The sequence below is a fragment of the Ensifer sp. ENS10 genome (assembly GCF_014852025.1).
Lineage (GTDB): Bacteria > Pseudomonadota > Alphaproteobacteria > Rhizobiales > Rhizobiaceae > Ensifer.
This window is the reverse complement of sequence record NZ_JACVAS010000018.1, coordinates 57,478-76,492: the sequence shown is the minus strand read 5'-3', so window position 1 is coordinate 76,492 and position 19,015 is coordinate 57,478. Positions and strand designations below refer to the sequence as shown.

Sequence of the window (19,015 nt, the reverse complement as noted above, 5' to 3'; positions counted from 1 at the left end):
TGCAGTGAACCCTTGCCTTGGAAGGGTAGACCGCGATGGGAGGATGCTTTCGGACTGTTCGGTAGGTGCGCCGCCTTGCTAAGCGGACGATTGCCGTTCATTCCTTGTCCGCTGGGGGTTGACCGTGGTGGCCGACCAGAGCGGATCGCTGATTGTCAAAGAACTCAGAGACCCCGTGTCGCCGTGAGGCAGGAAGGCAGTCGCTGCATCGAGCCCTTGGGCCCCACCGAGCCGCTGCGTCAGTCGCTTCGTTCGGTGTGATTTAGTTATCTTCAATACGCTCCACTGCGGCAACGAAAAAAATAGATGAGGCAGCAATTTTCTTTCAAGTGGTTGATTTAACACATGTTTTTCTTGAATGCCTTTGGTTGTAAATCATCCCGTTTGGGCAATAAATGACCACATGGAGCGACCCAAATCAGCAGGAATTATCGAGTCGGATCAATGGGTTACGAGAGGTCAGCCAGGGTCTAAACCCCCGTTATCACTCAGGAAATCGCCTTTGGACCGGATCAGCACGAGCGGGATGCGTTACGCGCGGTATAGAGCACACGTATGGGCCCCTCGGTTTGACCACGGTTCGGCCTATGGTGCCGACCGTCGGTTAGGCCGTCGCTGGGTCAAATTCTGCCATCTTGTCAGTTAGGGCGCTCTAATGAACCTTTGACTTAACATGAGATACACCGATGGGCTGACACGAGACAGAACACTTGTTCCATCTATGGAATGCCCGTGCTAATGCTCGGTTCCACTGCGGCAATTGTCTGGGTTGGCGATTAGGTATCCCCGTGCAAACCCTTGTTTCTCAGGGTGTTGAGCCCTGCGGTGTGACAAAAGCTGTGACAATGGCCATTCGAGACCGTGAACGAAGAGAGAACGCGAGTGGATCGAGGGGGGTGCCGGGGGGGCACGCGGACAGCCGCTGATCTGATTGGGTGGCTCAGAAATTTCTACCCAACATTCCGGGGTGATGCTATGGCGCAACCTCAGTTCAACGGGAGCAATCATGCGTCGTTTCACCTTCACCATGGCGATACTCATGTCTGCCAGTGTCCACACCCAGGCCCTGGCCCTTAACGGTCAAGACCTTTCCGACATGTGTCGTTCAGACAGGTTCGCCAGCATGATGTATGTCAAGGGTGCGGCTGACGGTATGTTTGCGATGGGAGCAGAGTTTATCTCCTGCATACCGAACGAGGCATCGACCCAGCAGATGGGTGACGTGGTGTGCAAGTGGCTCCGCGACAACCCGCAGCATCGACACAAGAAATCAATCAGTGTCGTCGGCTTGGCATTCAAACAAGCGTGGCCCTGTGGTTAGGCATCAGTGAGAGGGAGAGGATCACTCCTCCTCCTCCCTTACCTTGGTGAGGACCTTGGTCTTGACTGAAGTCTCCCAGGTGGACACTCAGGTTCCACTGAGGGTTCCCCTTGAGCTATCTCTCTCAGGTGATACCTAAGTTATAACCATAGAGGAACCCGGGGCATACCTACTGTTGCCCCTATTCGATCAGGGGTGTCTCAGAACCACCGAGGGGCATCGTCAGATGCTCCGAGGACGTTGTCCATGAAACGAGCCAGCTCGGCGTCGAGCAGCTCCTGCTTTCGATCTGCCACGGCCTTGTCGGTGTTGCGAGCCATGAACTCGTTCCAGTAGGCCACGGCACCAGCCAGAGCGTCCAGACGGTCGTCGTGTGCCAGAGCGCCACGCTGCCGGGTGATCCGGGTCATCTGGTACATCATCCGCATGTTCTTCATGTCTTCCTGCGAGTAGGAGTTCGTGGACGAGTAGTCCCACTCCACCACAGAGGAACAGATGACGAGCTTGTGCTGGTTCATGATCGGCTCAAGGGTGTCGATGATGCGAGCTTCCTTCTGCACCTTGGACCACCCTGCGTCCTCCACCGTGACCGGATAGTGGATTTGGGATTTGGCCCTGAGGAGCTGAGCGAACATGCCGTCACCGAAGTTCGGCTCGACCAGGATCAGGTTGACCTTCTGCTCCCGGGCGTCCTGCAGGATCGTCAGGAGCGTCTCGTCGGAGTAGCCATCGCCGCGCTTGGCGTTGATCTTGGTGACGAAGAGCATTCCGTGGAGCATCTTGACGACGGCCCACGAGGTTTCGTCCTTACCGCGACCCGAGGGGTCAACGAACATGACGGAGCCTTCCCAGTCCACCCAGTCCTTCGAGATGAACATCGGGCGATAGTAGCGGTCGCCGGGGAGGCCAACCGTGGGCAGCACCTCGTGTGTCAGCTCGGGAGCCGAAGACCACACGACTTCTGACGGACCCTTCGCAGGGTTCAGCCCCATGACGATCAGGTCGGCGAGTTTGAGAGGATACTTGTCTTCGTCCGACAGGCTGGTGTCGAGCATGAACTGCAGGGCGAAGCCTGAGCGGCCATAGGACAGCTCGCGTTCGTCCAAGTCCTGCATCGAGAAGCGCTCGGGATCGACCGGTTCACCGACGAGGTCGGGTTCCTTCTCCAGCTCTCGGGTGATGAGCGGGGCGAGCCTTGCGCCGTACTTGGCTTGGCGCTCGGGGTCGGGATACCTGGCTGTCCAGATGCGGACCTGATAGCCACGGTCGGGCAGTAGGTTATAGATCGACTGTTCGGACTGCGGAGTGCCGAGGTAGATGATCCGGCCACCGGGCTTGAGAACGGCGTCGAACTCCTTGATCTGCTCGGACAGCTTCTCGCGCTTGAGGTGGGTGTCGGAGTTGTTCGGGACTTCCACGTCGTCGGCGATCAGAACGTCAGCACGGGAACCGGCGATCTGCGAGGTGATGCCGAGCGACTTGACCGAGGGAGCGTGAGAGGCTCGAGCCGGTCCAACGTCGAACGAGACCTTGGAGCAACGCTGGTCAGGACCCGGGCGCAGATGCGCGAGGATGTCCATCTCGAAGATCAGACGCATCGTGAAGGTCGAGAAGTCGTCGGAACGCTGCTTCGACGCGGAGATGACGAGGATGTTGAGCTGCGGGTTGCAGTAGAGAAGCCAGCAGACGAAGGCCGAGGTAACCCAGCTCTTGCCCACACCACGGAACGCCTCGATGACCATGCGCTTCGGGCCATGCTGGAGGTAGTGGGCCATGTCGTACTGAACCTTGGTCGGCTTCTTGAGGTTCAGATGCACCCAGACGAGGAAGAGGAAATTTCGGAAGTCGAGAAGCGGATCGGCACCGCTCAGGGTCGTGCCTGATTTCAGGCCATTGATTTGCTTGGTCATTCACCTTGGGGATTGGAGGGCACAATTGTTCCCATTCCGGGCACAGGAGTGCGCCCAGAACGAAAAGGGATCGATTGGCCCCGGGAAAGCCTGATGCTCGCCACAGGGCCGCTGTGGGTTAGTGCGTAGGGTGTTCTTCGTACTCTTCGCCGCCGAACGGGAGTTCACGGTGACGGAGGCGCTCTACGGCCTCATGGCTGGTACCGGGCTGGAGAACCGTGCCGGTATCCTTGAGGAACTGTCGGACAACGTTCAGGGTCGCGGCGTCGGGCGTAACCCGAGTGATCTCTCCGGTGTCCTTGTCGATTACGGCCTTGCCCTCTTCAAGGGTTTCGGCGAGTAGCTCAGCGAACTTGTCAAAGAGCCCGTCCATTTTGGACTTGTCAGTCTTCATTCTTGCGGTCCTTGATGCGCTGGTAGGTTTCGATTGACTTGGCGAATATCTGGATGAGGAGCCAGACGAGACCGAGGATCGGAGCGATCGTTGCAGCGGTCTCTGAGGCAGTCTGTAGCCAAGGCAACCAGATCGGAGTGGTGACAGCCGAAGCCGCCACCGCCGTCGTGGTGTGTTCCATTGATCTTTCTATGGTTGGCCCCCCCGTTAGAACGTGAGAGCGAAGTCCCACAGGCTGTCCACCTGTTCGGGAGGGAGGTTGAGGTCAGAAGCGACAGAGATGATGAGCGGATGTAGCCGAGCGAACGTGTTGGCGTTGCGCCACTCGATCAGGCCCACGGCGTCGTTTGCGAGCTTGGCGTCGATGTCCGTTTCGGCGATGCCGATTTCCCAGAGGGTTCGAAGGAGCTGCCGACGTGTGAGCGGCTCCATCCTGGCCCGGAGTTCTTCAGGGGTTGGAGGCTGCGGTGGGACATAGGGCCTGATCGGGAAGTCGGGCCTTTCAGCGAGCCATTCCTTGATCTGGGGGCTCAGGCCATATGGGTCATCCGGTCGGTAGATGTGCTTGGCGATAAATTCGTCAACGCCCTCGATCCGGGCTTCACATGCGACACCAAAGACCCCGGGCGTTTTGGTTAGGGACACCGAGATGATGTCCCTGAGTTCAACTGTCATTTATTCTCCTGTTCTGTTAGCCCATGCGCTGCATGGTGACGGTTCGCAGCGCGGCCCCGTCCGAGAAGCCCCGGCAGCGCCAAGTCCCAGCAAGAGCTGCGCCGGTCCCACCCAGCGATTCCGTCGCGTACTGGCCGTTGTTGGCGTGCCAAATCTCGACGACGTAGTTGGCGTTTCGAATGCCTTCACCGTTGTTGCAGGACACCGCGATGATGTGACCAATCGGGAAGTTGGTCTCCAAGTGGTTGCCGCCAGTGTAGATGTCGAAGCCACCAGCCGGTCCCTGCGGACCCTGCGGCCCCTGAGCGCCAGTCCAGCCCTGCGGCCCCTGAGCGCCCTGTGGACCCTGCGCTCCGGTGTTGCCCTGTGGGCCGGTAGCGCCGGTCGGACCCTGTGGTCCCTGAGGGCCGGTGTCTCCCTTGCTGGCAACCAAGTTCCAGCGGGTGCCGTTATAGCTGTGGGGGTAGCTATTCGAGTTGGCGACGATGCAGATAAAGGACCAGCCGTCGGAATAGACGACATCGTTGATGGCGTAAGCGGTGGCGCTATTCCATGCTCCACGCCAGTTCATGCCCTTGGAGCCGGTTGCGCCTGTCGGGCCAATCGGACCCTGAGGACCAGTCGGACCCATCGGACCCTGAGGGCCGGTGCCTCCGGTCGCGCCGGTCGGACCAATGTCGCCCTTCGGACCAACCACGCCCTGAACACCTTGGATACCCTGAGGGCCGGTGTTGCCGGTGTCGCCCTTCGGTCCCTGAACGCCCTGCGGACCCTGAACACCTTGGATGCCCTGAGTGCCACGAGCGGCGATGAGCTGCCAGTAGCCAGTGTCGGTGACCGGCTTGTTGGTGTGAGGAGCAACGCAGAAGTACGATGCGCCCTGTGCTGGGGAGTAGACGGCGTCCCGGTAGTTGTAGGCCGTGGTGCTGTTCCAGTCGCCCGTATGGCCGAGACCAACGTCGCCCTGAAGACCCTGAATACCCTGAACGCCCTGAGGACCTTGGATACCCTGCGGACCACGACCGAAGTTAACCCCGACCGACCAATCGCCGACATCGTTGGAGAGCTTCCAGTAGACGGTGCCAGTGGTCGTATCGATGAACGAGAAGTTCTTCGGCTCGGCGTTGTAGGCTGCTCGATCTCCAGTCGGACCAGAGGCGTCAGGGTCAAACGACTTACCGACAGGACCTTCCGGCCCCTGAGGACCTTGAGGACCTTGGATACCGACAGGACCAATGGTGCCCTGAGGACCCTGAGGGCCAGTCGGACCCGGCATACCCTGCGGACCCTGAGGACCGACGATACCCTGCGAGCCCTGCGGCCCCATGATCCCGGGAATGCCCTGAGCGCCCTGAGGACCAACGATGCCGATAGGACCCTGCGGACCTTCTGGGCCACGCGGGCCAGTCTCACCAATCGGACCCTGAGGACCAGTGGCTCCAGTCGGACCCAGAGGACCTTGGTCGCCCACTGGGCCTTTATCCCCCGGAGGACCCTTCGGCATGTCAGCCGAGGTGAACGGACGGAACTGACCAAAGGCGTCGAAGCCGAGGACGTTGTTCGCTCGGGCTTCAATGGTCGGGAACTTGAGGAGGACACGACCGGCGTCCGTATCGGGAGCGGCCAGAGTGTTCGCGGTTGCGAGTGTCGCTTCGTCAGCGGCCTCCTGCGCGGAGAACATCGCCTGTTGCGCCTGTCGGTTCAGGTCTTCAGCTCGAAGCGTAGAGCCGTCCGTGATCTTCGACAGGAGGTTTGCGTTCGGGGTGACGCGCTTGATGGTGACGTATTTGCCCGTTGCCGGGGCGGTAGTCAGCGTGACTTCGTTCGTGCCGGTCCACGAGTAAGCGCCGGTTTCAACTGCATCGACCAGAACCTTGATGTGATCGCGGGAAAGGTACGGGAAGTTGAACGTGAACTTCTTCTTGCTCCCATCGCCGGTGTAAACGACGAAGGAGTGAATTACTGCTGCCATAGTTCCTTTTGAAAAAGAGAGAGGGCCGAAGCCCCCTCAGTTGACGTTAGTTGCGATCCCGAGGTGCGAACTCAGGCATGTCGCTGATCAGTGCGTTCAGGCTCATGACCACGGGGACCATGTTTCCGAACGGGAGGATGCGCGGGATTGCCCGGGCTTCTTCCTGAGACCATTCGCCGTCCCTGAAGAGACCAGCGACTGCTCGGCCAGCCTGAACGATGTCATCGAGACCACCCGTGGTCGGGTTGCCGAAGAACATGTTGGAGACCTGACCGGTCGTTCGGGTGTGCGAGAACGCTGCATCGAAGCCCCCGGCGTACAGGGACGTATCGACCAGCATGGGGACGATGGACGAAACACCAGCACGAGCGAAGGACGCCGCGCCGATCTTCTGCCAGGACAGTCGATCCTCGGCCCACCTGTCGTCACGGCCAATGGATTGCACCTTGGTCTGTGCGACGTAGGCAGCGCCAGCCATCGCCATCGTTCCGACTGCCGCGCCCAGAGCGGGAGCGTCACGGAAGTGCAGCGACTTGAGGGTCTGCCGGGTGTAAGCTCCGACCATGAACGACCGGAACTGCATGAGCAGCTTGGCCGCAGGGGAGGACATCCACGGGATCATGTTCCCAATGTCGTTCCTCTGGATGATCTGTCGGGTGAGCCGGTCGGTGGCACTGAGGAAAGCCTCGCGAGCTTCCTTGTCAGTCCAGTTCCCGAAGTGAGCCCGAAGTACCTTGCTCCCCGAGATGAGGCCCTTGGTAGTTTCGAAGTTGGCCGGATCGCTGAACATCTTCATGACGCGCTGGGTCATCTCCGGGTCGAGCCCGAGATCATTCAGACGCGCTTCGGACATTCCCTTGCCGCCCTTAGCTGCCATGTCGGCGAACTTCTGGACGACCGAGGCTGCGGTCCATCGCTCCAGCATGATCGTGGCCTGACGCATCCCCGAGACTTCGGAGGTGACGTTGTTCAGGCTGTTCAAGCTGCGGTCGATCTTGTCCCGCCACCGGCCAGCGCCTTGCTCGGTAACCCCGGTGATTTCGTCGATCTGGTAGTTGTTCCGGTGCAGGAGCCTTTCGGTTCCCACGCCAACCCAAGTTTCGAGATCGTTCGCGAGACCGGACTTGAGTATAGTCTCGCCGTTCTGGCCCATCATGCGCCGAACTGCTGGGACCTGCGACATCGCTGCTTTAAAGCCAAGCGTCCCTACTGTTGCCCCGATTTCAGAAATCTGAGCAAAGCCGACTTGGTTCATGATCCGCGAGAAGTTCATCTTGCGAATTGCTCGGGACCACCAGCCAAAGTCCGTGTTCTCGCCCTGATGCACAGGACGACCGCGGATTGAGCTGTAGGCCATGTCAAGGTTGGCGATGTCCTTGTCCACTGCCTCCTTCGTGGTCTTGCCTTCGGCGATCAGCTCAGCGCCACGACGACGGACGAGCTGCTTGTATTGATCGAACTCGCCATCGCTCTTGAAGCCATTGACCAGCAATTCGCCAGTCTTCGGGTCCTTGACGCGGTAGCGGGACAGAGCAATCGCGCCCGACATGTGCCGAGCGTAGCCAAGGAAGTTCGCCGACGCATCACGATGGATGAGATCGAGGACGCCGAGACCCTCTTCATCGAGAGTGCCGTCCTTGCGCATGACCGAGGGGAGACGGAAGGTCTCATCGAGCAGGAGCCTGTGCTTGGCCCGGGCGTCATTGCCGCCGTCACTCGTCTTCTTGAAACGGTGCAGGACAGCCTCGGCATCAGCCCGAGAGAGCCCACCGTCGAGCGTCAGGACCTCCATGAGCGTTTCCATGTCGTCACCGCCCATCGCCCTCACAGCGGCATCATCGAGTCCGTGGGCACGGTTCGTGATGGCCCGAGTGAAGCCCTTGGACAGGCTGCGGATCAGGCTCTCTTCCATGTCGGCGTTGGCCTTGCGGATTGAGCCAGCGATCAGGTCCTCGACGGTGCCCTTGACGTATTCGTCGCTGATCATGACGAGACGGTCGTTGTCCCACTTACGCATCATGTAATGCGGGTTGGCAGACCACCGCTCGAAGCCAGAGACGCCATCGCCGGTCATTCCCTCGCGGACGAAGGGGTTCTGGGCCGTCTCGCCGATCTCCTTGTAGAGAGCCGCCTGATGGTTCCCGAGCTTGACCACGGCTGCGTCGTAGCGTTCCGAGCGCCCGGGGCGTCGATCCACCACATAGTCGTAGACCTGGCTGTTGAAATCCCGCTCAGCGCGAGCGCGATCCAAGTAGCCCTTCGAGTTCCGCGACAGGTAGTCATCGAGCGCGGGACGGTAGGTCTTCATGTAGCCGGTCGCCCAGACCTTCCACATGCGATCCTGCTCTTCGGAAGCAGCGATGCCGTTGATCGCGCCACCCTTCTTGCCGACACCATCGTTGACCAGTCCTGCGCCCATCCGGGTCAGGGTGTTCGGAGACTTGTCCATCTGGGCATAGAGATCGACACGAGCGCTGAGGAAGGCAGACTTCACGATCTCGTCGTCACCCACGAACTCCAGAGCTTCATCGTTTAGGAACTTCTGCTGCTCAGGGGCCCGAGCTGCACCAGTCGATCCAGCCATGTTCACGCCCGGGAGTTCACCATCGGCGTAACGACGGGCCTGATCGGCGACAGCTTGGAAGCGGACAGCCTCTGTCAGGGTCGCAGGGTTGCGCGAGAGCGCTCCGACGACACCACCCACGCCCAGACCGAAGACCGAGCTGTAGAGCATGTCCGTGCCATCCTGATGCGGGTTGACGGACCAGCCCACGGCACCTGCGGCAGCGCCACCGGCACCACCGGCAATACCGGCGTTCAGGACGCGGTACATTCGCTCAGCTCTCTTAGCACCGACGAACTGTGGCGCGACCGAAGCGGCCAGAGCATCAGCCCCGAGTTCGACCGGATCGAGCATTGCCACGCCCATGCGCAGCGCCGTGCCGGTGAAGCCAGCCTCGTTGAGCATCCTAACCTCACTGAGGTCCTTCTTCGCGGCTTCGAGGATCGACTGATAGTTCTCCTCGGAGTGCGCCTTGGAAAGCCATGGGCCGTAGGTCTTTGCATCGCCGCCCATCGACTTGATGTCAGCGTCCACGCGATCCGTGGTTAGCTGGAAGGCCGGGTTGCGGTCGGTCTCGGGTGGAGACTGGAAGAGCCAAGCGGTCGTGCTTTCGGTGTTGACTGCTGCGTTGAACAGCTCGCCGACGCTGCGCTCCTCGCGGTCCTCGGGCGGGAAGTTGTTCTGGTTCGTGAGGTCGAACGGGATTTTGCCACCGGCCAGCGGGTTGGCTCGTGGTTCGTACCGAGGTGTTTGGGCCTCAGTCGAAGTGGTCAGGTCGCTGCGCTCGACGGAGCGGTTCATCTGGTTCTGCGCCAGCCACTCCTCGGGGCGACCAACGATGTCACCAAGGAGGGCCGTCGCCTTTGCCCGGTGACCGCCCATCTGGGTCTCGACCTTGTCCCGAACAGTGCCAGCAGCACCACCGTTGTTCGCGTCAGAGCGATTGTAGAGCCCCGGGCGACCGGCGTTGATGGTCGAGTACATATCGAGGAGCCCCATACCCGGCTTGAAGCCACGGTCACGGAGGTATCGACCAGAGGCCTTCACGGCTTCCTCCACCGTCATTCCCTCGTAGTATCCATAGTCCTTGCGTTGCGTCTCGCCCATCTGGATCAGGCCGATGTGCTGGCCATGCTGCGTCGTCGGACCTTTCTTCCAGACGTCGAAGGTGCCACCAGTCTCGTAGGACATGACCGTGGCGAGGTCGTAGGGGTTCGCACCCAGTTCTTTTGCCTCTGCCACGATGGCTGCTGCGAGGGCTTGGTTCATGAGTTCTCCTAAATGAAAAAGGCCCCGGAGATTATCCGAGGCCGAACTTTGGTTTAGTCGTTGAGGACGGTGTTCCCGACCTTGATGCTGGGGAGTAACGACCCCCAGAACTTGCGCCGCTCTGCTGCGGCACGGTCGTGATCGTCTTCCCACTTCTTCATTTCTTCGCGGTGCTTCTTGAGGTCCGATCCCCTGAGGCGACCCCAGAACTGTCCACCCTCGTACCCCTTCAGCACGAACCCACCGTCATCCTTGGTGACAACGGCGCGGCCATAGCGCTTACCGGTCTTCTTCCAGATCGGAGAGGAGTTCTTGGCGGTGTACTGGAACGAGTAGACTTCCTTGGTCTTGGGATCGACCCAAGCCTTGGAACCGTCCTTGTCGACAGCGTAGACGAGACCCTTCTGTTCGGCAGAGTGATCGAACACGTCTTGCCTAAGGTTGCCCCTATCTTCATCGGCCTTGCGTTCGGCCCAGGTCTTGCGGATGCCGGAGAGCGTGAGTACCGCGACTTCCTGCCTGTCGTTGTAGACCGGGATCGCGACGTTATCCTTCGAGACGATCTTGAAGCGTCCACCCGAGACATCGCCCCCGAGAGGAACGATGGTCAGGTCTTCCGGTTCGAGCCCGGAGCGTTCGATGACCTTCGGATTGTCGGCGATGAACTTGACCAGAGCCTCATCCACAGCCTCAGGGAACTGATCCGGCACGTCCAGACCATTGAGATCAAGGAGCGTACCATTGTGGACCTGCGTGTTCGCCTTGACCGCGTTGGCTGCCATCGCAATCGCATCCTTCGGCTTAACACCTGCGGCGACGATCTTGGTGGCGAGCTGGGTGACCTTGGTCTTGACCGTGGAGAAGTTCGAAGGGTCGCTATCCCACTCGATCCCGAACCAGCCCTTCTTGGTGGACAGGTTGCCAAGCTCACTGTCGATCTCGCGCTGGTACTTTGCCACCTGTTCGCGGCCCGAAGCATCGAGCGGCTGCGTGACCTTGATGGCGAAATCCAGAGCTGCGTCGTCGGACATCTTCAGGAAGTCGGTGCCCTCGACGAACGCCTCGGCGAAATCGCGGTCCTTCTCCTTGGTGTAGGCCATGACCGAGTTCTTGCTCTCCTGACGGAGCTGCCGGTAGACGTTCAGCTTGTTCATCAGGGATGCCTTACTCTCGGGATCGCCGATCATCTCGACGGACGCCATGTCGGCCATGCCGGTGAGCGTCTTCTCCAGACCCGGGTGTGTCATGCCCTGACGACGGTAGTCCCGAAGTTCACGGAACATCGTCTCCTGCGGCGTCTCCTTGCGATCCTTGGCAATGAGCTGGGACTGACGCCCGTACTCTTCCTCGACAGCCTTGCGCTGGTTCTCAGCCGTGAGCGTGACCTCGCGTCCATCCGGGGTCTTAATCGTCCGGTCAACGATCTGGTCGCCATTGCCAGCACGGAACAGCTCGACGTTGAAGTTGCTGATGCGCTCCTTCTCGCTGGTCTCGTACTGATCGCCGATGGCCTTCGCTGCCTGAGCCCTGATCTGCAGAACGACATCCTGCTTGTCCTGATCCCCGGCGAACGATCGGTCCATCCCATCGCGGCCCTTGCGGGTGTGATTGATGATAGCCAGGGCGACTTCCGGGTGAGTGCCGGCGATGCGCCGAGCGACGTTCAGAACCTCACCTTCGAGTGCTTCCGCGTTGACACCGAGGGTGCCCTCCTTGCCGAGGAGCGGGAGCTGCTTGAACAGGTTCTTCGCGAGTTCGCCCGGTTCGGTACCTTCGGCCTGAGAGCGGATGTAGGTGTCGAGATAATCGAAGGCGGACTGCTGCTGGCCCTCGACGAAATGCTGGGTCTTGCGGTCGGTCCTGAACTTGACGGACCACTCACGAAGCGCCGAGGCATTCTTCACGAAGTTGGAACCGAAGTTCGGATCATCCTTGTACGGGCTGTTGTCGATGTAGGCGTTGATCGCGTCGGTGATATGCTTGTCGGGATCGCCATTGTCCCAGTCGAAGTCCCGGGTCATCTGGTCCTTCAGCTCGGTCGCGAACACGAACCCGGCCTTGCCCCCGGCGATAGCGTTGGATGACTGCTGTGCCCATTTGTCGGCGTAGACCGGAAGGCGACCGCTATCCACGGCCTCACGGACTTCCGGCAGGGTCATGCCCTCGATCCTACGCTCGGCTGCCCAGATGGCTCTCTGGCGGTCTTCCTTCGAAGGCTGAACCGTCTGGGCGTAGTTGCCGATGCTGGTGGAGAAAGCGCCGAGGGCCTGAGCCAGCGACGCCATCCTGTTGTCCTGCGCCGGTCGGGCCGGGGCGGCGTATGTGTCTGATTGAATGGGAGCGGGACGCAGAGCGATATTGCTCTGAAGCTCCGGTGCCTGAACCCGGCCCTGTGCCATGTTAAACTCCTGCTAACTTGTTGCGCTTGTAGCCCGTGAAGGCGTCGAGACCGCCACCGAGGACACGGAGGGCCGCATCAGCGAATGACGGAGGTGTTCCCTGAGCAACCGAATTGATCCGGCTTTCCGCCTGAGCGGAGGTCGCATCCATCTCGCCACGGAGATAGTCGGTCTGCATCTGGAGGTTATTGTCGAGGGTCCGCTCGAAGCGTCCCTGCTGACCGTAGTAGTCGGCCACGAGGGCGTCGACCGACAGACCAGCAACGCCAGCCTCACCGGCAGCAACCTGTGCTGTGGCTCGACCCTTGGCGCTCTCGATGTTGAGCTTCTGCGCCTCATCCGAAGCCGCCGCCTGTTCTTGCAGGATACGGTTCTGGGTGGAGGCCATGGTGTTGACCGCAGCCCGATTGGCTTCGATCCGGTTATTCTCGTAGTGCTGTCGCTGCACCTCATATTCTTGCTTCTGAGCCTGAAAGCCCATGACGGAACTTGCGGCGCTCATAGCGAACTGAGCCACAGCCAAACCCACTGCGCCTACGCACATGGTTCTGACCTCAGTTTTGCGAACTCGATGAAAGGAAGCCGCTCGACGCCGAACTCGGGGATGACCCTCAACATGGAGAAGCCAAGCCACCTGAGCCAGCGGATGTGCGACCGGTTGCGGCAATCGACGTGATTACCGAGGAGCGGATAGAGGTCGTGGAGCTTGTTCAGCCAGACCGGGCTATCACGCAGGATTTGTCTCTTGTGACGGAAGATGTCGTCCGAGGTGACCATCCAGACCAGACCGAAGTTCGGATGCTGGTCCACCGGCTCGACGCCGAACAGGCCAATGCACTTCCCGTCATGCTCGAAGGCCCACGCATGGCTTCCTTCGGTGATGGAGTACGGGAGGAGGAACTTCGGGTCGATCCCATGGTGCGCGAGGCATTCACGACGATCTGCTGCCCTGAGGCGCGGAGCCAAGGAGACGGCGTCCGCCACCTCGGCCCTGCGAATGATGACCAGTGTTAAATTCTCCGGTTTCTCTGGACGTACTCCCCAATCCATTCCGCCGAGATGACGGAGGAGGGGAGGTAGCTGTCGTTGACGATTTCGATCTTCACCCGGTTGTTCTGGGTAAGGATCGGGACGGCGAAGTTTCCATCCTTGAGCGTGGCAACATCTGCCCGGTTCTCGGGATCGCCCATGAGACGACCATTGTGAACGTAGGTGCGCGTTGCGCGGCCAAGGGGCGTGACCTCGACCTGAAGGAAGGTGGACTTCGAGTACTGCAGGATCAGTTTGATGAGCTGCAGTCGGCCCTGAGTGACGGCAGAGCTGCCACCGTTCTGGCTCGGCTGACGGATGAAGATGTCCGACAGTCGGTAGCGCATGGTGTAGCGAGTGCCGAAATACAGGTTCTCCTGTCGCAAATCCCCGGCCAGCGTGATGGTGTCGACGCCCTTCTCAAGGATTTGGATTTCGAGGCCGTGCGGTGAAGCACTTCCTCCAGTTGCCCCTGTTACACAGGCGTAGTCACCACCGGACGGATCGAAGGGAACGGGAACCACGGTCTTCTTGTCGTAAGGATCGTAGACCCGGCCAGTCTTGCTGGTGACGAGCATACGCCTATCGAGGTTGACCACGAACTGACCGCCCGGATCGACGGCCCCCGGCTGGATGTCCATCGTCTCGAAGAAGACGGAACCATTCCGGTTGACGACCATCAGCATCTTGCTGTCGATGAACTTGAAGTTCAGGATCGAGGTGACGCCGGGGAACTCCCAGACAGACCAGCTCGACTGAAGCTTCTGATCCTGCGCCCAGTAGTACTTGTAGATATACAGGCTGTTCCTGGCCGAGGGCGAGTAGACAGCGAGTAGGTCTTCCTGAGGGGCCGCTGCCATGAGCGTTGGTCCACCTGGGATGTACTGAGGAACGTGCGAGGTGGCGTCATCGGCCTCCGCATTGCCGGTGTCCGGTTCAAGCGAATACTCGCGGATCATCGTGAACAAGCCACGGTCCATGGCGAAGAAGATCGACTGACCGCTCGACACGGGCGCAACCTGAGGGGCACTCGGGAAAGCCGTGGACGGACGGATCGAGACCGTCTTCGGGGTCAGTAGCTCGTTACCCATGAGGATGAACTGCCGCCTGTCGGAGAAGATAACCAGCCGGTCGAACTGGGGCTCGGCGTAGTGGAGGATCGAGACCTCGGCGCCAACCCCGGCCACGTCAATCGGGTCATCATCGAGCAGCGTCGTCGCGGTCGCTCTCCAGAAGTCGAAGTAGCTACCGGCCCGGGACATGATCACGGATTCCTTCGAGAGGAAGCCCACGCGGTTCTTGAAGAAGAACACATCGTTGATCTTGGCACCGACGAAGGACGGCTGCGGACAGGTCTTCTCGTCGCCAGCCTTGCGGAGGTCCCACGTTGCTGGCTTGAAGGTGAACGTGCCGTCAGCCTCACGGATGAGGACATGGGGCATGGTCGAGGCGTCGAACGAGGTTTTGATCCCGGGTTCCGGCACTTCCTTCCAGACACCATGCGGGTGATCGGCGTTCTTCGCGTCGAACCGGACGTAGTAGTTGTCGAACTGGTTCCCAGCCGCTCCGGTGATCTCCACAGCGGTATCGTGGATGCACTGGCGCGGCAGAGACGGGAAGTCCTGCGTCTCCCTCTGGATGACCTTGGAAGCGTTGCCGTTGTAGCCGTCGTCCAGCTCGGCACGGAAGGTCGTTCCGTCGTTCCTCTGGATGTAGATCATCGAGCCGATAACCTTGGTCGTCCATCCGTTCGCCGGGGTGATGCCCTCGGCTACGAGGTTCTTGTCCGTGGTCTTCCACGTCCAGTTCCCGTTCGGCTGGCTGTTGACCGTGGTTTCGAGCGCGATGGTCTTACCGTTCAGTAGACGCTCGGCGATGAAGCTGCAGTCAACCGCAGGAGACTGAGCGGCGCTGTCGCCATCCGGTGTCCGATACTGAGCCTTGATCACGCCGTCGATCTTGATGACGTAGGTGCGGCCATAGTTCCCGGCTTGGATGTTGAGGATCGCATCGCTCTTGAACGCCGGGGTCGTCGTTGAGCCGAGACCAGTGGCCTTCGTCTGGTTGACGATGAAGGTGTAGTCGGCGACCGTAGTGGCCCGGAACGGAGCCGTCTTGAGGCTGGCGCTATGCGCGAGATAGCCGTAGCCGTTTGGCGCGTTGACCGTCTTCTCGATGCCCTTGAGATCGAACACGCGGATGCCGTACTTGGTCATGAAGACCCAATATTGCTCGGTCCCGTCGCGCTGGATCAGGTGGGTGAACAGCGGTGCGCCGTCGAGGATGCCACCGAGAGCCGCGACATATTCGGTCGGCGGACGCTTCTTGTTGCCTTCGATGATGGTGGAATATGCGTTGACCTGAAGATCGCCTTGGGTGGCGAGACGAAGGGCCATGGCCTGTTGGCTGACACCATTCGCGAAGTTCGGGATAGACCCCGAGATGCGAGCCATTAGGGCTTCCGCAGTCCCGTGACGAACTGGCTGTCTTCCAGCATGTTCGGGTCATCGAACTCCAGGTCCTCGTTCTTCAGCGAGGCGAGCGCTTCCAGCTCATCCTGCTTGGTGTACGAGTGCGTCGAGTCGTCGCCAAAGTAGCGATCCTGATACTTCCGAGCGGCGCGGATCGTGATGTAGACCCGGGCGGACGAAGGCATTTCCTCGAAGTCGAGACCTTGGATCAGGTCCACGGTGACCGAGGTTTCGAACTCGTAGGTCTTGTTGGTCAGGTCGTAGAGCCTGAGGCCACGCTGGGCGACCTTCGAGGTGGTCTCGCCGGATGCCTTGAGTTTCAGGACGTTCGGGGGGAGTTGGATTTCCTTGCGGACATCGGGGACCAGCTCGTAGCCTTCCAGCCGATTGAACCACCAGCCAGACGTCTGGACTTCCGCAGAGGTGGTCTTGAGTATCTGCATCGCGAGGGAAGCGTCGATGACAACCTCGGCGTCGAGGGAGTTGATCGGGCTTTCGGCGATGGTTCCGAGAATTTCGTTGACAGCATCAAGCTCTGTCAGAGGGGCAAGCCCCAGTGCCATCTAAGGTTCTCCAGTGGTTGAAACAAAAAAACCGAGGCCCTGTGAAGGACCCCGGTTGGGAAGAGTGAGTGCCGATTAGGCGATCTTCAGCTCGATAGCGCACTCGGGACGGAGCTTGCCGTGGCCGACCGCGTACTTGGCAACCATGAGGGTGCCCTGACGCGAGACCATGTATTCCGTCTCCATCGCGAGATCGAGGAGCTTGACCGTACCGACTGCACCCTTGTGCATGATCAGAGCGGCGGTCTTGGTGAAGTCGCCCTGATAAGCTGCAGGACCCGTAGCGACGTTGGTGCCGTTCGGGAGGTTTGCAGTCTTGACCAGCGGGATGTCCGCGATCTTGACTACCTTGCCGTCAGCGTAGGAGCCGCGACCGTCCCAGTCCTTGTTGATGACCTTGGTGTTCTGAGCCAAGGCGTAGTACTGGACCGGCTTGACGAAGCCATAGCGCTCCGAGGCCGGAACGAACTTCTCGTCAAAGATTGCAGCAGCTTCGAAGAAGGCAGCAGCCATGATGTCGCTGTCCGTGAGGTAGGCAGCGTTCGTGAGTGCCGAGCCACCCGGGAGACCGTCGACAACAGCCGTGGAACGAGCCGCGAGGACGCCAACACGGGCAACGTTCTGGTCGTAAGCCTGAGCGAGTTCTTCGCCCATCTGCTTGGTGATTTCGCCGCGAACCTCGAAGTGGTTCATGGCTTCGTCGATGTTGGCAACGAATGCGTCCGTGAGGAGCAGATCGTCGATGGTGATAACCCGTTCGTTACCCTTGAACACCGTACCGAGAACCTGAGTGCCCGGGGTGTGGTAGCGAGCGCCGTTCGTGCGGCCCGTTACCGGGAAGGAGGCGGACTTGCCTTCCTTGATGTTGCGGGTCATGTGCTTGTCGGCGAACTCAGTCGTCCGAGCGAAAGCGGTGATTACTTCGCCGGTTGCTACCTTGACGAAGTTTGCCTTGACGTCTCCAGCACCATTGGCCTGACCAAGGCGGGAAACAACTGCATCTGCCATTAAGAATTTCCTGTCGTGTTCTGAGGTTGAAGGACCTCGGAGCAGCACAGGCGGACGATTGGAGATGATCCGGCTTCCAACCCCCGCAAGGGAAGGTCGGCGGGATCGCCAAGTATCTACTGTGAGACTTCCTTGGTTCCTGTGGATCGCCCTCTAAGAAGAGGCGGGATCAGTCAGAAACATCGGATCAGGAAAGGAGACCCCCGTGGTGCGCCTCTTCAGGATTAACCAGCTTCAAGGGCCGGTTGAGCGACGGGGGTTTAGTTCAGAGAAAGGACACATGCTGGATCAAATGAATGATCCTACTGTTGCCCCTATTGAGAGATGTTGTCGTAGAATGCGATTAGACGCTTTCCACAAGCAACCTTCTCGGTCTCCGACACCTTCAACTTAGCGATCAGCCGGAAGACATCGGACTTAGTCATCGCCCCGGGTTTGGGCTCAGCGACCGTACTGTCGAAACAGACGCGGAGGTCTGTGGGGAGAACCGGGAGCGGCCTGAGGCTAACGCCAGAGGTCGCGCAACCGCTCACTGTCAGCGCCACTAAGGCACTCACGGCGAGCATCTTCGAGCGCATCGGCGTACTCCTGAATTGCATCGGATTTGGCGGATAGTTCCCTCATCTTGAGCGCCTGAGCGCCAGCCAGGACGGCATCGGCTTCACGCGCAGCTTTCTCGGAGGCAATCACAAGCTCTGCGACTGCGAGATCGCGCCTGATCTGGGCGACCTCTGCTGCGTGTTTGGCGTCGATGCGGGCCTTGGCGTAAGCGCCACCCATGACGGTCAGGAGGAGGAGAACCGGGACTACCCACTTGAGGATGAAGGGGTTCACTCGGGTCCTTGTGTCGGTGTTACGGAGGAAAGAACCCGTCGCATGTCCATGTGTCCTACCCCGGTGTAGACCCCATAGAAGAACGGGGGCAAACCAGCGAGGGCGATAGCGGCCCCGTCCATGCCCTTGAAGAGAGCGAAGAACAGAGCCGAGAACGAGGCGACGGTGTTTAACGCAAGCCAGACCTTGGAGGTCTTACGCTTGGAGAGTTTCATGCGGGATATTTGGCCCATGGAAGCTGCCAGTGTGGACCATCCTTGAAGGAAGTCCAATCACCGCCCCACTCGATGACCACGCCCAGCTCAGACGCAGCCTTCTTGATGGCTTCAGCGAGGGGGTAGTAGTGGGGCCAGTGCCACGAAACCTTACCGTCGATCAGCGGAATAACATCCACTGCATGACCGGTGAGGTGACGAGACCGCATAGTAGTTGATGCGCCCTGAGCCACAAGCTGCTTTTGGCGAGCCATGGTTCGAACGCCTTCCAGAACTTGGAAGTCAACCGGGGTGATTTCGATAGCTCGCTTGATGACCCTGACCATATCGGGGTGGACACCAGTGAGCTTGGCAAGGCTTCCACGGCCCAGAACGTAGGCCATGGTTTCCTT

The 19,015-nt window shown here is 59.9% G+C and carries 16 protein-coding genes; 2 read left to right on the top strand and 14 right to left on the bottom strand.

Annotated elements, in window-relative coordinates:
* The first annotated feature begins 1,006 nt into the window (after positions 1 to 1,006).
* The gene (locus IB265_RS34835) at positions 1,007 to 1,321 is read left to right on the top strand and encodes a Rap1a/Tai family immunity protein (protein ID WP_192496061.1); all 315 of its coding nucleotides are present in this window, start codon (positions 1,007 to 1,009) and stop codon (positions 1,319 to 1,321) included.
* 200 nt (positions 1,322 to 1,521) lie between these two features.
* On the opposite strand, the gene terL is transcribed toward IB265_RS34835, so the two are convergent.
* Positions 1,522 to 3,231: a phage terminase large subunit gene (gene terL / locus IB265_RS34830; protein WP_192496060.1), complete on the bottom strand. Its 1,710-nt coding sequence runs from the start codon at positions 3,229 to 3,231 to the stop codon at positions 1,522 to 1,524.
* Positions 3,232 to 3,361: 130 nt separating this feature from the next.
* Between terL and IB265_RS34825 the strand changes: the two genes are divergently transcribed.
* Positions 3,362 to 3,574, top strand: coding sequence for a hypothetical protein (locus IB265_RS34825; protein WP_192496059.1), 213 nt, complete (start codon positions 3,362 to 3,364; stop codon positions 3,572 to 3,574).
* Between the two features lie 40 nt (positions 3,575 to 3,614).
* Here the strand turns inward: IB265_RS34825 and IB265_RS34820 are convergent, their stop codons facing one another.
* From IB265_RS34820 to IB265_RS34760, 13 genes are all read right to left on the bottom strand, one after another.
* Entirely contained in the window at positions 3,615 to 3,806 is a 192-nt protein-coding gene (locus tag IB265_RS34820; protein ID WP_192496058.1) for a hypothetical protein, read from the bottom strand.
* A 26-nt stretch (positions 3,807 to 3,832) separates the two neighbouring features.
* A complete protein-coding gene (locus IB265_RS34815; RefSeq protein WP_192496057.1) occupies positions 3,833 to 4,300 on the bottom strand; it encodes a hypothetical protein in 468 nt (155 codons plus the stop codon).
* 16 nt (positions 4,301 to 4,316) lie between these two features.
* Positions 4,317 to 6,272, bottom strand: a complete 1,956-nt coding sequence (locus IB265_RS37510) for a phage tail fiber protein (protein WP_192496056.1) — start codon at positions 6,270 to 6,272, stop codon at positions 4,317 to 4,319.
* A gap of 46 nt (positions 6,273 to 6,318) precedes the next feature.
* Positions 6,319 to 10,104: a hypothetical protein gene (locus IB265_RS34805; protein WP_192496055.1), complete on the bottom strand. Its 3,786-nt coding sequence runs from the start codon at positions 10,102 to 10,104 to the stop codon at positions 6,319 to 6,321.
* A gap of 53 nt (positions 10,105 to 10,157) precedes the next feature.
* The gene (locus tag IB265_RS34800; RefSeq protein WP_192496054.1) at positions 10,158 to 12,389 is read right to left on the bottom strand and encodes a hypothetical protein; all 2,232 of its coding nucleotides are present in this window, start codon (positions 12,387 to 12,389) and stop codon (positions 10,158 to 10,160) included.
* A 115-nt stretch (positions 12,390 to 12,504) separates the two neighbouring features.
* On the bottom strand, positions 12,505 to 13,005 hold the full coding sequence (locus IB265_RS34795) for a hypothetical protein (protein ID WP_210334681.1): 501 nt from the start codon (positions 13,003 to 13,005) through the stop codon (positions 12,505 to 12,507).
* A gap of 32 nt (positions 13,006 to 13,037) precedes the next feature.
* Positions 13,038 to 13,487 (bottom strand): hypothetical protein, encoded by a 450-nt coding sequence (locus IB265_RS34790; protein WP_192496052.1) that lies wholly within the window; start codon positions 13,485 to 13,487, stop codon positions 13,038 to 13,040.
* A gap of 26 nt (positions 13,488 to 13,513) precedes the next feature.
* The gene (locus tag IB265_RS34785) at positions 13,514 to 15,985 is read right to left on the bottom strand and encodes a hypothetical protein (protein ID WP_192496051.1); all 2,472 of its coding nucleotides are present in this window, start codon (positions 15,983 to 15,985) and stop codon (positions 13,514 to 13,516) included.
* Positions 15,985 to 16,566: a hypothetical protein gene (locus IB265_RS34780; RefSeq protein ID WP_192496050.1), complete on the bottom strand. Its 582-nt coding sequence runs from the start codon at positions 16,564 to 16,566 to the stop codon at positions 15,985 to 15,987. Before IB265_RS34780 ends, IB265_RS34785 begins: the two co-directional genes overlap by 1 nt.
* Positions 16,567 to 16,641: 75 nt before the next feature.
* Positions 16,642 to 17,574: a capsid protein gene (locus IB265_RS34775; protein ID WP_192496049.1), complete on the bottom strand. Its 933-nt coding sequence runs from the start codon at positions 17,572 to 17,574 to the stop codon at positions 16,642 to 16,644.
* A gap of 504 nt (positions 17,575 to 18,078) precedes the next feature.
* Positions 18,079 to 18,408, bottom strand: coding sequence for a hypothetical protein (locus IB265_RS34770; RefSeq protein WP_192496048.1), 330 nt, complete (start codon positions 18,406 to 18,408; stop codon positions 18,079 to 18,081).
* Positions 18,405 to 18,641, bottom strand: a complete 237-nt coding sequence (locus IB265_RS34765; RefSeq protein WP_192496047.1) for a hypothetical protein — start codon at positions 18,639 to 18,641, stop codon at positions 18,405 to 18,407. Before IB265_RS34765 ends, IB265_RS34770 begins: the two co-directional genes overlap by 4 nt.
* Positions 18,620 to 19,006, bottom strand: a complete 387-nt coding sequence (locus IB265_RS34760; RefSeq protein ID WP_192496046.1) for a M15 family metallopeptidase — start codon at positions 19,004 to 19,006, stop codon at positions 18,620 to 18,622. Before IB265_RS34760 ends, IB265_RS34765 begins: the two co-directional genes overlap by 22 nt.
* Positions 19,007 to 19,015 lie beyond the last annotated feature (9 nt).

Excerpts from the sequence above, each read along its gene's own strand:
- IB265_RS34765 (WP_192496047.1), bottom strand. The coding sequence starts at position 18,641 with ATGGGCCAAATATCCCGCATGAAACTCTCCAAGCGTAAGACCTCCAAG.
- IB265_RS34785 (WP_192496051.1), bottom strand. The coding sequence starts at position 15,985 with ATGGCTCGCATCTCGGGGTCTATCCCGAACTTCGCGAATGGTGTCAGC.
- IB265_RS34780 (WP_192496050.1), bottom strand. The coding sequence starts at position 16,566 with ATGGCACTGGGGCTTGCCCCTCTGACAGAGCTTGATGCTGTCAACGAA.
- IB265_RS34835 (WP_192496061.1), top strand. The coding sequence starts at position 1,007 with ATGCGTCGTTTCACCTTCACCATGGCGATACTCATGTCTGCCAGTGTC.
- IB265_RS34800 (WP_192496054.1), bottom strand. The coding sequence starts at position 12,389 with ATGGCGTCGCTGGCTCAGGCCCTCGGCGCTTTCTCCACCAGCATCGGC.
- IB265_RS34760 (WP_192496046.1), bottom strand. The coding sequence starts at position 19,006 with ATGGCCTACGTTCTGGGCCGTGGAAGCCTTGCCAAGCTCACTGGTGTC.
- IB265_RS34775 (WP_192496049.1), bottom strand. The coding sequence starts at position 17,574 with ATGGCAGATGCAGTTGTTTCCCGCCTTGGTCAGGCCAATGGTGCTGGA.
- IB265_RS34820 (WP_192496058.1), bottom strand. The coding sequence starts at position 3,806 with ATGGAACACACCACGACGGCGGTGGCGGCTTCGGCTGTCACCACTCCG.
- IB265_RS34795 (WP_210334681.1), bottom strand. The coding sequence starts at position 13,005 with ATGAGCGCCGCAAGTTCCGTCATGGGCTTTCAGGCTCAGAAGCAAGAA.
- IB265_RS34815 (WP_192496057.1), bottom strand. The coding sequence starts at position 4,300 with ATGACAGTTGAACTCAGGGACATCATCTCGGTGTCCCTAACCAAAACG.
- IB265_RS34805 (WP_192496055.1), bottom strand. The coding sequence starts at position 10,104 with ATGAACCAAGCCCTCGCAGCAGCCATCGTGGCAGAGGCAAAAGAACTG.
- terL (WP_192496060.1), bottom strand. The coding sequence starts at position 3,231 with ATGACCAAGCAAATCAATGGCCTGAAATCAGGCACGACCCTGAGCGGT.
- IB265_RS37510 (WP_192496056.1), bottom strand. The coding sequence starts at position 6,272 with ATGGCAGCAGTAATTCACTCCTTCGTCGTTTACACCGGCGATGGGAGC.